This is a genomic window from Xenorhabdus ishibashii (assembly GCF_002632755.1).
GTDB lineage: Bacteria > Pseudomonadota > Gammaproteobacteria > Enterobacterales > Enterobacteriaceae > Xenorhabdus > Xenorhabdus ishibashii.
On record NZ_NJAK01000001.1, the window covers coordinates 396,112 to 411,369 of the forward strand.

The window sequence follows — 15,258 nt, forward strand, 5'->3', positions numbered from 1 at the left end:
GCTAGCTGTCTGATTTTTATTACTGATTTCTTAAGCAGACAACAAATTATGAAAAAAACATTCCATTGATTGGCTCTATAAATATATCTGGTTGTGTATGATAAAGAGTATTTAATAATGCTGACAGAAGTAATTTAATTAGGTTAATAAAATTATGGATATAGCGATCCAGCAGCACTAAATCGCTCTATCATATATCGATGATTGAGTTGGCTCAATATAAGGTATGATGCGATCATTCATGACCTTAATGGGATCACAAAAACTCATTACACGATCGTGCAACTCTAGCTTTTTCTGTACCAATAGACACAAACTGGCATTATCACCGACTTCTGCGACCATAAACAGCGCTTCAGTGCCACTATCCTGTAATTTAAGCTGAATAATTTCACCGTGTTCTGGTTTTTCTACTAAAGAAACATGAGAGAAATACCAGCTCTTGGGCATTTGTGGTTTCATAAAACGTAACGCAACCACGCCATTTAAAGCTAATTCAGCTCTAAGCGCAGGGGCCATATTGATACTACGCGAATGTTCTTCGAAGGTGTAAAAAAGCGCGGCATCATCAACTGAGAATGACATTTCTTTCATTGTAACAGCGTAATCAGTCAACATTTTGGCAGGAAAGCGAGAACGAAAAACCATGCCATTAGCGAGATCGAGCATGACACGACTGTGCTCAGGATCAAAATACCAGCGCCACTGATCATCAGGTTTAATTTTCATTGATTACCCTTTTATGCTCAAAATAGCTTTTCTGTTAAAATAAGCATTGGCCAGCGAAATAGAAGTTAAAAAATAAATGATAGAATTTAATTTTAATCTATAAGACAAAATATAGACGAATTGAGGGCAGAAATAAACCCCCACCCCCCAATTGCAGCAAATATTCAGATATGATTAACAATATCTTTGATGAGTTTCGGTCCTTTATAGATAAAACCGGAATATATCTGAATTAATGAAGCACCTGCTTCTATTTTTTCTCTGGCTGCAACAAGTGAATCAATTCCCCCTACACCAATAATCGGTATTTCACCTTTTAATTCTTGCGAAAGGCGACGGATAATCTCTGTGCTGCGCAACTGCACAGGGCGTCCACTCAATCCCCCTGCCTGCTGACAATGATTCAAACCTTCAATAATCTTTCTATCCAGTGTGGTATTTGTTGCAATAACGCCATCAATATGATGACGCATTAAACTATCAGCAATTTTTATTAATTCTTCTTCTGAAAGATCGGGGGAGATTTTAACAGCAACAGGAACATACTTTTGGAACTTTTGCTGAAGTTCATTTTGCTTATTTTTAATTGCAGACAAGAGATCATCCAGTGCATCACCGTACTGTAATGTTCTCAAGCCAGGCGTATTAGGAGAAGAAATATTGATAGTGATATAACCTGCATGAGGATAAACTTTATCCATGCAAATTAAATAATCATCTTTTCCATTTTCAACCGGAGTATCTTTATTTTTGCCAATATTGATCCCGATAATCCCGTTATATTTTGCACGCTTAACATTTTCAACCAGATTATCCACTCCAAGGTTATTAAACCCCATCCGGTTGATGATCCCTTCTGCTTCAACCACACGGAATAATCTTGGTTTATCATTTCCAGCTTGCGGGCGCGGTGTCACTGTGCCAATTTCAACAAACCCAAAGCCCATCGCTCCAAGCGCATCAATGCAATCACCATTCTTATCGAGACCAGCGGCTAGACCAAGTGGATTTTTAAAAGACAACCCCATGCAAGTAACAGGTTTAGTAGCAACTGATTGGCGGACGAGAAATTCGAAAGGAGTACCAATGACGCGTTTAAGCTGGCGGAAAGTCAGTTCATGTGCCTGTTCAGGATCAAGCTGGAACAACGCCTTCCGTACTAGAGAGTAATACATTTAAATTAACCTATTGTTCTTTATGATGATCTTTACGTGAGAATTGTCAGTTATACATTTTGAATTATACGCAATCTCATACATACATAATTGCTGCGTTATTGTAGCAGGAAGAGGGGACTAATTTACCATTATATGAGTAAACAAAAAAGTCCTCTCTATAGGCAGGTAAAACAAGCAAGCAAAAACAAACCCCGTTTAAAATAGCAACGGGATTTGTTAACGATCTCATTTATTAACTTTCAAGTGCTTTGGTAATCTTTTCAAACAGATCACCAGATAAGTTCTCTAATTCTTTTAACTGTTCAAGTGCTGCTCGCATCAAAGTCTGACGTTTCTCGTCATAACGTTTCAGACGAATCAATGGATCAATCAAATGTGATGCCACTTGCGGATTTAAGCTATTCAGTTCGGTTAGTACTTCTACCAAAAATTGATAACCACTGCCATCTTCGGCATGGAAGGCCACAGCATTTTTACTAAAGAACACTCTCAACAGTGAATAAACACGGTTTGGATTACTCAAGCTGAAAGAGCGATGTTTCATCAAGTTACGAACTTTATCAAGTGCATCGAAGGCTGGATTGGTTGCTTGCAGCCTGAACCATTTATCCATAACCAAACCATCCTGATGCCAGCGCTGATCAAATTCATCCATTAACTGATAACTGCAAGGCAATTCAGCAGATACAGCCGCAGATAAAGCAGCGATACTGTCAGTCATGTTATCAGCGTGGTAATATTGTGCCGCCACTAGCTTATCTGCCAACTCTTTGGTATCAATAAAGGCCAAATAGTAGAGGCAAGTATTACGCAAGTCACGTTTTGCAATATCCTTATGCTCTATACGGTATTCACCTGTATGAAGACTGTGATAAACCGCGGAAAACTCATCCACCATTTCATTAGCCAGTGCCTTTGTCATGGCACGAATGACATCATGGATAGCTTTCGGATCTACCACCGTAAACAGTTCTGCCATTTCATTTTCAGACGGCAAGGTCAAGATCAATGCAGCCAGAGCCGGATCAATATCTTTATCCAACAATACAGCCCGGAAAGCATCAATGACATGCATTGGCAATTCCAGTGGCAGAGATTTTTGCTGACGGACAACATTCAGCTTCACATAGTTGGTTAGCAATGCCTGCGCCGCATCCCAGCGGGAGAACTCATTACGCGCATGTTTCATTAAGAATGAAAGCTGCTCATCACTGTAAGGATAATCCAGTTTCACTGGTGCAGAAAATTCACGCAGTAAAGAAGGAACAGGTTGTGATGGAACCTCATCAAAGACAAATGATTGTTCCGCATTTATAACATTTAAAACATGATGCACAGGCTGGCCATGACGACGCAGCGGAATCACCCTTCCTTGTGCATCATAAAGTTCAATATCCAAAGGAATGTGCAACGGTTGTTTCTCTTTCTGATCGGCCGTTGATGATGTCATTTGACTGACATGCAAAATATATTGTTGTTTTTCTGCATCGTATTCATCACGAACAGTCAGGACTGGTGTCCCTGATTGGCTATACCAGCGGCGGAAGAGGGTCAAATCGACGTTTGAAGCATCTTCCATCGCCTGAACAAAATCATCACAGGTCGCCGCGCTACCATCATGACGGTGGATATAAAGCTGCATACCTGCCTGAAATTGTTCTTCACCTAATAAGGTGTGGATCATCCGAATCACTTCCGCGCCTTTTTCATAGACGGTCAACGTATAGAAGTTATTCATTTCCATCACCTGATCAGGACGGATAGGATGAGCCATAGGGCCAGCATCTTCGGCAAATTGTGCAGAACGCATAACACGCACATTTTTAATACGGTTAACCGAACGGGAACCTAGATCAGAACTGAACTCCTGATCACGAAATACTGTCAGCCCCTCTTTCAGGCTTAACTGGAACCAGTCACGACATGTAATGCGGTTTCCTGTCCAGTTATGGAAATATTCATGTCCTATCACAGCTTCAATGGCAAGATAATCTTCATCAGTCGCTGTTTCTGTTTTTGCCAGAACATATTTGGAATTGAAGATATTCAATCCCTTGTTCTCCATCGCTCCCATATTGAAGAAATCAACGGCGACAATCATATAAATATCAAGGTCATATTCCAAACCAAAACGGGTTTCATCCCATTTCATTGAATTTTTCAACGATGTCATAGCCCAGTCAGCGCGATCCAAGTTGCCTCTATCAACAAATAATTCCAGTGCAACCTCACGGCCACTGCGGGTCACAAACGTATCACGCAGAACATCAAAATCCCCTGCAACCAATGCGAACAAGTAAGCAGGTTTGGGGAACGGGTCTTGCCATTTTACCCAATGGCGCCCATCTTCCAGCTCTCCTTGTTCAATACGGTTACCATTGGAAAGCAGGAATGGGTATTTGGACTTATCCGCCGTAATGCGAGTAGTAAAACAAGCCAGAACATCTGGACGATCCAAATAATAAGTGATATGACGGAATCCCTCTGCCTCACACTGAGTACACAAGGCATCGCCAGACATATACAGTCCTTCAAGAGCTGTATTAGCTGTCGGGTGAATTTCATTTACAATTTTCAAGGTAAACTGGGCTGGAAGTTGCTCAATCAACAATTTTCCATCCTGTTCCTGATAATGCTCCCACGCTTTATCATCGATATAGATGCCTTTTAACGTGAGATTTTCTCCATCCAAAATCAATGGGGTAATATCATTAACCTGACGTTTTACCTGACTGATTGCCGTCACCGTTGTTTTTTCAGCATCCAACTCAAAATCGAGATCAATATTGGTAATTGTGTAATCTGGTGCTTGATAATCCAGACGGTGCTTAACGAGTCGCTGTTGTGTCATAGGGAACCTTTTCCATTACTTTTAAAAACATAAACGCTGCCATAGAGAAATTTTCCTTTCAATCAATAAGTCTCTTTTTTTGGATGTTAATAACTTATTAAATAAAAGTATAAATGATGTGGTCGGTATATTAGTACTTTCGTGCTAATTGTCATCTCATATCTCATTTAACATGATATTATCTATAAATGGATTAACCTTAATCTTTAGATTCAGGAAAGTATATGCAGCTATATAGCTTCAATAACCCAATAATCACGGTATACTCTCCCGACTTTATCGATTTAGCTGACACGAATATGCTCCGCGAGGATGCCTGACGCGCCATGACTTTAGACGCTACCCCGATTATCAAATCGCTGCTTGATACTGATGCCTATAAGTTTCATATGCAGCAAGCAGTGTACCACCATTACAACAATATTCCTGTTGTTGCAGAATTTCGTTGTCGTGGTGATGAACTGCTCGGAGAATACGCCGAGCCATTACGTCATCAAATTGACATGATGGCAGACTTAGCATTGACAGAACGCGAAGTTGATTATCTTTCTCGCCTCCCGTTCTTTAAAGAGGATTACCTGAACTGGTGCAAAACATTTCGCTTTAACCCTAAACAAGTTGAAGTTTCTGTTACCCATGAAGGGCAATTAGCCATCCGTATTTCCGGTTTATGGCACGAAGTTATCTTGTGGGAAGTGCCCTTGCTTGCCCTGATCAGCGAATTGGTTCATCGTCATCACTCACCTGAAATAACACCTGAAAGCGCCGTTATTCAGTTGAGAAAACTGATTGAACTGTTTTACAAAGACGCCGCGGAAAAAAATATCGATCTATCCGGTTTTAAATTAATGGATTTTGGTACACGCCGTCGTTTTTCACACGCCGTGCAATATGCCATTATCAATGAGCTGAAAAATAGCTTCCCTTATTTTATTGGAACCAGTAATTATCAACTGGCAGAACAGCTTGATCTCCCCCCTCTTGGCACACAAGCCCATGAATGGTTTCAGGCTCACCAACAAATTAGTCCGGAACTGGCCAATAGTCAGAGGGCTGCGTTGCAAACTTGGCTGAATGAATATCCAAACCAGTTAGGTATTGCCCTGACTGACTGCATCACGATGGATGCTTTTCTGCGAGATTTTGACAAACCATTAGCAACAGCTTACCAGGGTCTGCGCCATGACTCAGGTGATCCTATTGAATGGGGTGAAAAAGCGATAGCTCATTATCAATCACTGGATATCGATCCAATGACGAAAACATTGGTGTTCTCTGACAGTTTAGATCTGCAAAAAGCACTGGCACTGTATCACCATTTTCACAAGAGAATTAATGTTGTTTTCGGCATTGGTACACGACTGACCTGTAATATTCCGGGCATAAAACCCCTGAACATTGTTATCAAACTTGTCGAATGCAATGGCAAACCCGTGGCAAAACTTTCGGATAGCCCCGGAAAAACCATCTGTGAAGATGATGAGTTTGTTAATAGGTTGCGTCGGGCATTCGACATTCCTTATATAGAGAAAGCGGTATAGAAAAAACAGCATAACTGGCTAATTATCTTTTGCGTAACCGGCTTCATGTTGGTTACGCAAATAAAAACACAACTTTTCCCCCTGTTTCCTCATTAAGACCCGCAATTTCCTCTTGTTTCCTGAGAGATGACAAGTAAGATAGACGATCTGCTCCTGAATTCAGGAGTATTTGGTAAATCTATCTAGTTATTAATCCACTATATAAAAAAGAGAGAAATTTATGAGCGTAGCGCCTGTAGTCGATGTACTGCAAGGCCGGGTTCCGGTTGGCAACGAAGTCACCGTTCGCGGTTGGATACGTACAAGGAGAGATTCTAAAGCTGGTATCTCGTTCCTCGCCGTCTATGACGGTTCCTGCTTTAATCCATTACAGGCCGTCGTTAATAATAGTTTACCTAATTATCAGGATGAAATATTACATTTAACCACGGGCTGTTCTGTCGAAATCACCGGTATAGTGGTGGAATCGCAAGGTAAGGGGCAGGATTTTGAATTGCAGGCCACTAAAGTCGTTGTTGTTGGCATGGTTGATGATCCTGATACTTACCCAATGGCTGCTAAACGCCACAGTATTGAATACCTGCGTGAAGTGGCTCATCTTCGCCCACGTACCAATTTGATCGGTGCAGTTGCCCGTGTTCGCCATACACTGGCTCAAGCCCTGCATCGTTTCTTCCATGAAAAAGGCTTCTTCTGGGTATCCTCTCCGCTGATTACCGCATCAGATACAGAAGGTGCTGGCGAAATGTTTCGTGTTTCCACTTTGGATTTGCAAAACTTGCCACGTACAGATAAGGGCGAAGTTGATTTCAGCCAGGACTTCTTCGGCCGTGAAGCTTTCCTTACTGTATCCGGTCAGTTAAACGGCGAGGCCTATGCTTGTGCATTGAGCAAAATCTATACCTTCGGGCCAACTTTCCGTGCAGAAAACTCCAATACCAGCCGTCACTTGGCAGAATTTTGGATGGTTGAACCGGAAGTGGCTTTCGCTGATTTGAATGATATCGCCAAGCTTTCTGAAGAAATGCTGAAATATGTTTTCAAGGCTGCCTTAGAAGAGCGTGCTGACGATCTGGCGTTCTTTGCAGAACGTGTTGATAGTGAAGTTATTACTCGCCTGGAAAAATTTGTTGATTCAGATTTCGTTCAGTTGGATTACACCGATGCAATAGAAATTCTGGAAAATTGTGGCCAGAAATTCGAAAACCCTGTTTTCTGGGGTGTAGATTTGTCATCGGAGCATGAGCGTTATCTAGCAGAGAAACATTTTAAAGCGCCAGTGATCATGAAAAACTATCCAAAAGACATCAAAGCCTTCTATATGCGCATGAACGAAGATGGCAAAACCGTTGCAGCAATGGATGTATTGGCTCCAGGAATCGGTGAAATTATCGGTGGTTCCCAGCGTGAGGAACGTCTGGATATGCTGGATCAGCGTATGGAAGAAATGGGACTGAATAAAGAAGATTACTGGTGGTATCGTGATCTGCGTCGTTACGGCACTGTCCCTCATGCCGGTTTCGGTTTGGGTTTCGAACGCTTGGTCGCTTATGTTACTGGCGTATCCAACGTTCGTGACGTTATTCCATTCCCACGGACACCAAGAAACGCAAGTTTCTAATGAATCAGATCAATAAATAAGCTAAAAACCAATCCCCGGAAAAGCCAACGAAAGTTGGCTTTTTTTATTTTATAGCGAAAAGCACACGAAAAAAGTTCCCTGATATTTACATTTTGAAATACCTATTTTCACTTTGTTACTGATTTTGCGCTTTTGTAGCATTTTGAGGGTAGATAAAATTCATTACCAATGGAAAACTGGTCGCCGACTAATAAGACACTCGATACCCACAAATAGTTCCAAAATTTTTTAGTGTTCTATTTCTGGCAGTGGCAGGTGTCTAGATAACACCAATGAGGGTAATAATAATGAAACGCAATATTCTTGCAGTGGTAATTCCAGCTCTGTTGGCTGCTGGTACAGCAAACGCGGCTGAAATTTTTAACAAAGATGGCAATAAACTGGATCTGTACGGTAAAGTAGACGTTCGTCACCAAATCGCTGATAAAAGAAGCGGTGAAGACGGTGATGCTTCTTATGCACGTATCGGCATCAAAGGCGAAACTCAGATCAATGATCAACTGACTGGTTTTGGTCGTTGGGAATACAATCTGAAAGCTCACACTGAAGAAGGCGAACAAGAAACTGCTACTCGTCTGGCTTTCGCTGGTTTGAAATTTGCTGACTACGGTTCACTGGATTACGGTCGTAACTACGGCGTAAACTATGACATCAACGCATGGACTGACGTACTGCCAATCTTCGGTGGCGATTCCATGTCTAAAACTGATAACTACATGACTGGCCGTGCTACTGGCCTGTTGACTTACCGCAACACTGATTTCTTCGGTCTGGTTGACGGTCTGAACTTTGCCCTGCAATACCAAGGCCAAAACAGTCAGCGTACTAAGAATGGCCGTACTGGCGCTACAGAAAATGGCACAGCAAATGGCACAGCAAATGGCGATGGCTACGGTCTGGCAACTACTTATAAAGTAGGTTACGGTATCACTGTTGGTGCTTCTTACGCTAATTCTACTCGTGCAAATGGTCAGTGGAATGATGGATATGCTAAAGGCGAACGTGCTGAAGCATGGAACATCGGTGCTAAATACGATGCTGACAACGTATACCTGGCAGCAATGTACGGCGAAACCCGTAATATGACCCCAGGTTCAGCATTGTTTGATGGTAAGAAAGTGGAAGGTATCGCTAACAAAACTCAGAACTTTGAAGTGGTTGCACAATACCTGTTCTCTGATTTTGGCCTGAAACCATCTCTGGCTTACGTTCAATCTAAAGGTAAAGAACTGGGTGAAGGTGAGAAACGCTACAGCGCTGATCTGGTTAAATATGTTTCTGTAGGTACTTACTACTACTTTAACAAAAACCTGTCTACCTATGTTGATTACAAAATCAACCTGTTGGACAAAAACGAAGGGGGCGATGCAAACGCTCGCAACGTATTCGGTGTTGGCCTGACTTATCAGTTCTAATTACTGCTGATAAACTGTTTAACGAAAAGTTAAACACATTTATCTCAGAAAAAGCAGCGCTCCGGCGCTGCTTTTTACGTTTTACTTCTTTGTTTTTTCAGGCTCTTTTTTTCACTCCGTAAACTACTTCACAAGATTTTATTCTTTTTGCTACAAGTGGTTGGCAAATGGATTCCTTAAGGTTACCCTGAGCGGCGTATAACTTATTTTGGGCTTAACTCTCCGAGTCTTGGAATCAAAAAAATGTTTGAAAAAATCACAGCAGCGCCTGCCGACCCGATTCTTGGTTTAGCGGATAGCTTTAAAGCAGATCCCCGTGAAAATAAAATTAACTTGGGTATCGGAGTCTACAAAGATGAAACAGGTAAAACTCCTGTTCTGACTACCGTTAAAAAAGCAGAGAAGTTCCTGCTGGAAAACGAAACCACCAAAAATTACCTGGCAATTAGTGGATTACCTGAATTTGGCCATGTTACTCAGGAACTGCTTTTCGGTAAAACCAGCCCTATCGTCACTGACAAACGCGCCCGTACTGTACAAAGCCCAGGTGGAACCGGCGCATTACGTATTGCGGCTGACTTTATCGCTAAACAGACCAATGCAACACGTGTTTGGATCAGCAATCCAACCTGGCCAAACCACAAAGGCGTTTTCTCCAGCGCGGGTTTAGAAATCCGTGAATACAACTATTATGATGCAGAAAATCATGCCTTGGATTTCGATGGCATGCTTGCAAGTTTGTCTGAAGCAAAAGCAGGTGATGTTGTCCTGCTGCATGGTTGCTGCCATAACCCGACGGGTATCGATCCAACTGCTGAACAGTGGCAGAAACTGGCAGATTTATCTGCTGCAAATGGCTGGTTGCCCGTATTCGACTTTGCTTACCAAGGTTTTGCCAAAGGATTGGATGAAGATGCCGAAGGTCTGCGTATCTTTACCAGAAACCACAATGAGTTAATCGTTGCCAGCTCTTATTCCAAAAACTTTGGTTTGTACAATGAACGTGTTGGTGCTTGCACTATCGTTGCAACGGACAGCGATACCGCAGAAAAAGCATTCAGCCAGGCAAAATCTATTGTGCGTACCAACTACTCCAACCCACCGGCACACGGTGCTTCCGTTGTTACCACCATTTTGTCCAATGATGAACTGAAAGCTGAGTGGGTTCAGGAATTGGCAACCATGCGCGAACGCATTCAGCGTATGCGCCAACTATTTGTAAACACCTTACAAGAAAAAGGTGCGAAACAAGACTTTAGTTTTATTAGCGCTCAAAATGGTATGTTCTCATTCAGCGGATTGACTAAAGAACAAGTCGATCTCCTGCGTGAAGAGTATGGTATTTACGCGGTTAGCTCTGGCCGTATCAACGTAGCAGGTCTGACATTGGAGAATATGGTTCCTTTGTGTGAAGCTATCGTTGCAGTACTCTAGTCTCATCTGAATACCTAACCTCTTTTCTCAAAAGCCGCTGACAAAGCGGCTTTTATCTTCTTCACACTATCTTTACGTTTGCAATTAATCTTGTAAGAACGGATTAGTTTTCCGCTCATGTCCTAATGTTGACATTGGACCATGACCAGGGATGAATTGATATTCGTCCCCCAATGGCAATACCTTTTCCTTAATAGATTGAATCAATACATCATAATTTCCGCCCGGAAAATCAGTGCGACCAATACTACCCTTAAACAACACATCTCCCATTGAAATGATTTTATCGGTGTGGTTAGTCAGGATAATATGCCCTGGTGTATGTCCCGGACAATGTAAAACAGATAGCTCAATACTGCCAATTTTCAGTGTATCCCCCTCATCCAACCAACGATCTGGCGTAAAAGAGGGACATGGTTCAACACCAAACATTTGGCATTGAATTTCCAAACCTTCTATCCAAAATGCATCTCCCTTATGTGGCCCGTAAACAGGCACATCAAAATGCTTCGCAACTTCAACAGTAGCACCTACATGATCATAGTGACCATGTGTCAGCAAAATTTGGCTGAGCTTCAACCCGCGGCGCTCTATCTCAGCGATAAGTTGTTCGGCATTACCACCTGGATCAACAATCGCCGCTTCCTGAGTTTCCTCACACCAAATCAATGTGCAATTTTGCATCGCCATCGTAACGGGGATAATGTGGTATTTCATTATTTTGTTTCACTCCACAATCAAGACTCATTGTTGGTAATAAGATTACCACGTCCTGACTGGGCCTGTATCAATATGAATAAAATTACTTTTTGGATAAAACCCCACCCCCCCTGCCCGCATTTTTAATGCCGCCTTACGAATATGTGCGAGCTGAACACCATCAATGTGAAAATCCATTGCTTGCCCACGGGTATGGTAACTATGTTTTGCCACCCCACCACTGACATGGCGCAACTTATTATTTGTCACCAGAGAACGATAACCAGAAATTAATTGGACAGGCTTATTTATTCCCATCATCATTTGTAATAAATAAATTTGATCAAATAATTTCGGGTCAATGGTTTTAACCTCATTTTGACGAAAATCACGGAATAAATAATTCAGTCGGGATAATTCCGACTTATTATACCGGTGACCATCAAAAAATTCTGCTTTGAGTGTTTCTCCGGTATGCAGGTTATCAAAACGTAAAATTCGCGGACGAGGTGTTGTCAACGCTGCCAAAGCCGATTGAGGTAACAAACTTAAACCCAATGCAGTCAGACTTATACCAAGCCATTTTCGGCGATCGTAATCAATGTTATTCATGTGTAATATGCCCTGCCATTCTTTAATATATTAACTATATAAATTCATTAATAATGAAACTTCATCGAACAATAAGACATCAAAAAATAAAAGATAGTTTCAATGGTTTTGTATGTTACTGTAAATTCATCGCCCTATTATTGTGATCTATATAACATAATTAAAATAATATTAAAATTGCAGATCAAGAATAAAACAGCACACTAAAAACAAACCATGATAAAAAATACGTTTAAAATAATTAAGTAATAAAAAATAACGAAGATGAAAATGATACTTTCACCTCCGTTTATAACATATATATCAACACCAGACTTATTTCTTTAAGTCTTATTAGTAACGGAAGAAGTTATAAGTCATTTCTGGCTACCAAGATCTTGGAAAGGGACTCTGAATGCTGTCTTGCATTCTTATCATAATCATAGATATCGTCTCGGTATTGCGGATTTCCTTCTTCATCAACCCACGCTGTTTGGTAATAAAGAAAAACAGGGATTTTTTGGGGAATATTAACATATTTTGTTGACCATGTTTTCAATGAACTATTGACTTTAGTTTTATCCCAACCTGCTTTTCCCAACAGCATATTAGCCAATTCAGGAGCCTTATTGACACGTACGCAACCAGAACTAACAGCCCGCATTTCTCGGCTGAAAGAGGCCTGATTAGGTGTGTCATGTAAATAAATAGCTTCTGAATTTGGCATATTGAATTTAAAACGTCCCAATGAATTAGTGGGGCCAGGTGCTTGCCTAATACGATAGGGAAAATTATTCGGTGTTATTACACTCCAGTTAATCGAAGAAGGATCGATAACCTTAGCATCATTGCTCCAACTGGAAAAAACCGTATACCCACGCGTGCGAAAATAACCAGAGTCACGCATCGCTCTGGGTGCAATATCTTTTCGAGTCATGCTGGTTGGTACATTCCACGGAGGATTGATTACCACATTATTTAATTCACTACTCATGATAGGTGTTTTTCGGCTTGGCCGTCCAACGACCACTTTAGAACTCAATACCTCTTTACCATCTAAATAATAGGAAAGTGAGTAATTAGGAATATTAACTAAAATACTTGTAGGAATATTTCCAGGGATAATCCGTAGTCGTTGAATATTCAATGCCATAACACGAGCACGGGTTTGTGGTGTTGTATTTAACCATACTTTAGTAGATTTGCCGATAACTCCATCGGCTGATAAGCCATGTAAGGCTTGAAAACGTTTTACAGCCTCTGTTAATTCTTTACCATAAACCCTATTATCGGATTTGGTAACAGATAAATCCAATATCCTTAAACGAGATAATATTTTTCTCAATGCAATAACACTCTCACTACTTTGTCCAGGTCTTAGAGTTCCTTGCAATGAAAACTCAGTCCATGGCCGTTGATCAGCCAATTGTTCCAGCATCTCCTTACGCATATTTTCATACATAGGATGATTCGGTGATAGGCTCGTAATATAAGAAAAAGTACTATTATTATTAATATGTTGTTGCCATGTATGAATTAAATGAGTTGAGGGTGATTCAATTTTATAAGGAGATTTACTGTATAACCATGCACTCCCTTTTTTATCAATATTATTAATAAAATGGAGATAACCTAACATAGCATCAGATAAGATAACATCACGCCCCATTTCACTTAATTCAGGGTTATGAAGTTGTATCAGCCATTTTTCAAATTGAGGTTGAAAACCAGCCAGAGAAATTTCAACCAATTGATCCTCGAACTGATTAATAGCTTTTTTATCTGACCATAATGGTTGCATTTTATTGTTAACATATAAATTTGCCAATTGCTCAAGGAATATCGGTTTTATTTGTTGTGGCAACCAAATTTGTAACTGCTTTCGGCTTTTATCAATAGAAAATACTGGAGAAATAGGAGCTTCCTTATCAGATAAAATAATAGAAGCTGCTTTTTTTTGTTCTTCTGGTAATTGTTGCATACCACTCAACGACAGTCCATTTTGTTGATTTGCAAAAACTCCCTCTGATACCGCTAACGTACTACAGATAAAAGAAACTTTCAGTAATCTGACTGTGTTCTTCACCATAAGAGCTCACCTCACTTTATTATGTGTGCAGCTATCCAATGACTTATTATAATTATCCGCAGCCCTATTTTATCAGAAAGAATACTAGTAATTATATACATAATTACTGCTTTAGATAGGATGCTTATCTAAGCAAATTTAATCTCACCAGATAAAATAAAACCCAAGGAAAATAAATTTTTCATCATAATAATTTAAATTATAATGATTTAAAAAAAGAAAAGGCACGTCTAGTGCCTTTAATCAAAGTATATTGTGCTAAATTTTGTATTGAATTTTAAGATTAATACTCAGAATTAATGACCACCTCTTCTCCAAACCGACCCGCTTTAGGCAAAGGCTGATAAGAAGAATTTGATGCTCTCAAGATACGAATACCACGGATATTCAATGCACGAGCTGCGGCAATATCAGCATCTGCATCACCATAATAAATTTTCAGATTATGATCTTTCATCCAACTGATTTTATTATTTTTACCTGGTTCATCGCCTGCAAAAATAACGGCATTCATTTTATCAGTAGGTATGTGCAAGTATTCCTGCAAATATTTAGTCACAGCTTCCGTCTTCGTTTTTGTACGGCCAGTAATGAAATAAATATCATCGCCTCGCTTCAAATGCATCTGAACCAATTCAATGCCGATCTTTTTTGGCATACTGAATTTATCCCATTCATTATTCATTTTTTCCCAAAATGCTGCGTTTTTCAGATAACTATTGCCATTAGGCGAATATTCCAATTTACCACGATAAAAACCTGGACTTGAAAACAGTACGGTATCATCAATATCAAACCCCACTGCCATTGCGGGTTGGTTTTGCAGACTCCGCTTAATCTGCTCTACGGATACCCAATGCACTGCATGACGTTGGGACAAATCTGCCGCAGAAACGCCTGAATCAACTTGCTCAGGCATAAACATTTTTGCTTGTGCCATGCTATTTAAACCAAAAGCAAGCACAATCGCACTGAATGCCAGGGTAATTTTACGCATCGTTATTCCTTTTTTACATTAGTAGTAACGGTGTGAAATAGTAAACTTTCTCATCACATCAAAACGAGACATATCGCACAAGGAGACGAATA

At 40.5% G+C, this 15,258-nt stretch carries 11 protein-coding genes; 4 read left to right on the forward strand and 7 right to left on the reverse strand.

Annotated elements, in window-relative coordinates:
• Nucleotides 1–177: 177 nt before the first annotated feature.
• The 3 genes from Xish_RS01950 to pepN all read right to left on the reverse strand — a co-directional run bounded on the left by Xish_RS01950 (nt 178) and on the right by pepN (nt 4,758).
• The gene (locus Xish_RS01950; protein ID WP_099116466.1) at nt 178–729 is read right to left on the reverse strand and encodes a cell division protein ZapC; all 552 of its coding nucleotides are present in this window, start codon (nt 727–729) and stop codon (nt 178–180) included.
• Between the two features lie 164 nt (nt 730–893).
• Nucleotides 894–1,904, reverse strand: a complete 1,011-nt coding sequence (gene pyrD / locus Xish_RS01955; RefSeq protein ID WP_099116467.1) for a quinone-dependent dihydroorotate dehydrogenase — start codon at nt 1,902–1,904, stop codon at nt 894–896.
• A 235-nt stretch (nt 1,905–2,139) separates the two neighbouring features.
• Entirely contained in the window at nt 2,140–4,758 is a 2,619-nt protein-coding gene (gene pepN, locus Xish_RS01960) for an aminopeptidase N (protein ID WP_099116468.1), read from the reverse strand.
• Nucleotides 4,759–5,084: 326 nt separating this feature from the next.
• Between pepN and pncB the strand changes: the two genes are divergently transcribed.
• The 4 genes from pncB (at nt 5,085) to Xish_RS01980 (ending at nt 10,790) form a co-directional block, all read left to right on the forward strand.
• Nucleotides 5,085–6,299: a nicotinate phosphoribosyltransferase gene (gene pncB / locus Xish_RS01965; protein ID WP_099116469.1), complete on the forward strand. Its 1,215-nt coding sequence runs from the start codon at nt 5,085–5,087 to the stop codon at nt 6,297–6,299.
• A 220-nt stretch (nt 6,300–6,519) separates the two neighbouring features.
• On the forward strand, nt 6,520–7,920 hold the full coding sequence (gene asnS / locus Xish_RS01970) for an asparagine--tRNA ligase (RefSeq protein ID WP_099116470.1): 1,401 nt from the start codon (nt 6,520–6,522) through the stop codon (nt 7,918–7,920).
• Between the two features lie 308 nt (nt 7,921–8,228).
• Complete coding sequence (locus Xish_RS01975) at nt 8,229–9,356, forward strand: porin (RefSeq protein WP_099116471.1); 1,128 nt, start codon at nt 8,229–8,231, stop codon at nt 9,354–9,356.
• Between the two features lie 243 nt (nt 9,357–9,599).
• Nucleotides 9,600–10,790 carry an amino acid aminotransferase gene (locus Xish_RS01980; RefSeq protein WP_099116472.1) on the forward strand — a complete coding sequence of 397 codons (1,191 nt, stop codon included), beginning with the start codon at nt 9,600–9,602 and terminating at the stop codon, nt 10,788–10,790.
• Nucleotides 10,791–10,874: 84 nt separating this feature from the next.
• On the opposite strand, the gene Xish_RS01985 is transcribed toward Xish_RS01980, so the two are convergent.
• The 4 genes from Xish_RS01985 to aphA all read right to left on the reverse strand — a co-directional run bounded on the left by Xish_RS01985 (nt 10,875) and on the right by aphA (nt 15,166).
• Nucleotides 10,875–11,507 carry an MBL fold metallo-hydrolase gene (locus tag Xish_RS01985; RefSeq protein ID WP_099116473.1) on the reverse strand — a complete coding sequence of 211 codons (633 nt, stop codon included), beginning with the start codon at nt 11,505–11,507 and terminating at the stop codon, nt 10,875–10,877.
• A 45-nt stretch (nt 11,508–11,552) separates the two neighbouring features.
• The gene (gene mepK / locus Xish_RS01990) at nt 11,553–12,101 is read right to left on the reverse strand and encodes a peptidoglycan L,D-endopeptidase MepK (protein WP_099116474.1); all 549 of its coding nucleotides are present in this window, start codon (nt 12,099–12,101) and stop codon (nt 11,553–11,555) included.
• Between the two features lie 349 nt (nt 12,102–12,450).
• Nucleotides 12,451–14,169, reverse strand: coding sequence for a L,D-transpeptidase (gene ldtD, locus Xish_RS01995; protein ID WP_099116475.1), 1,719 nt, complete (start codon nt 14,167–14,169; stop codon nt 12,451–12,453).
• A 283-nt stretch (nt 14,170–14,452) separates the two neighbouring features.
• Nucleotides 14,453–15,166, reverse strand: coding sequence for an acid phosphatase AphA (gene aphA / locus Xish_RS02000; protein WP_099116476.1), 714 nt, complete (start codon nt 15,164–15,166; stop codon nt 14,453–14,455).
• Nucleotides 15,167–15,258: the final 92 nt, after the last annotated feature.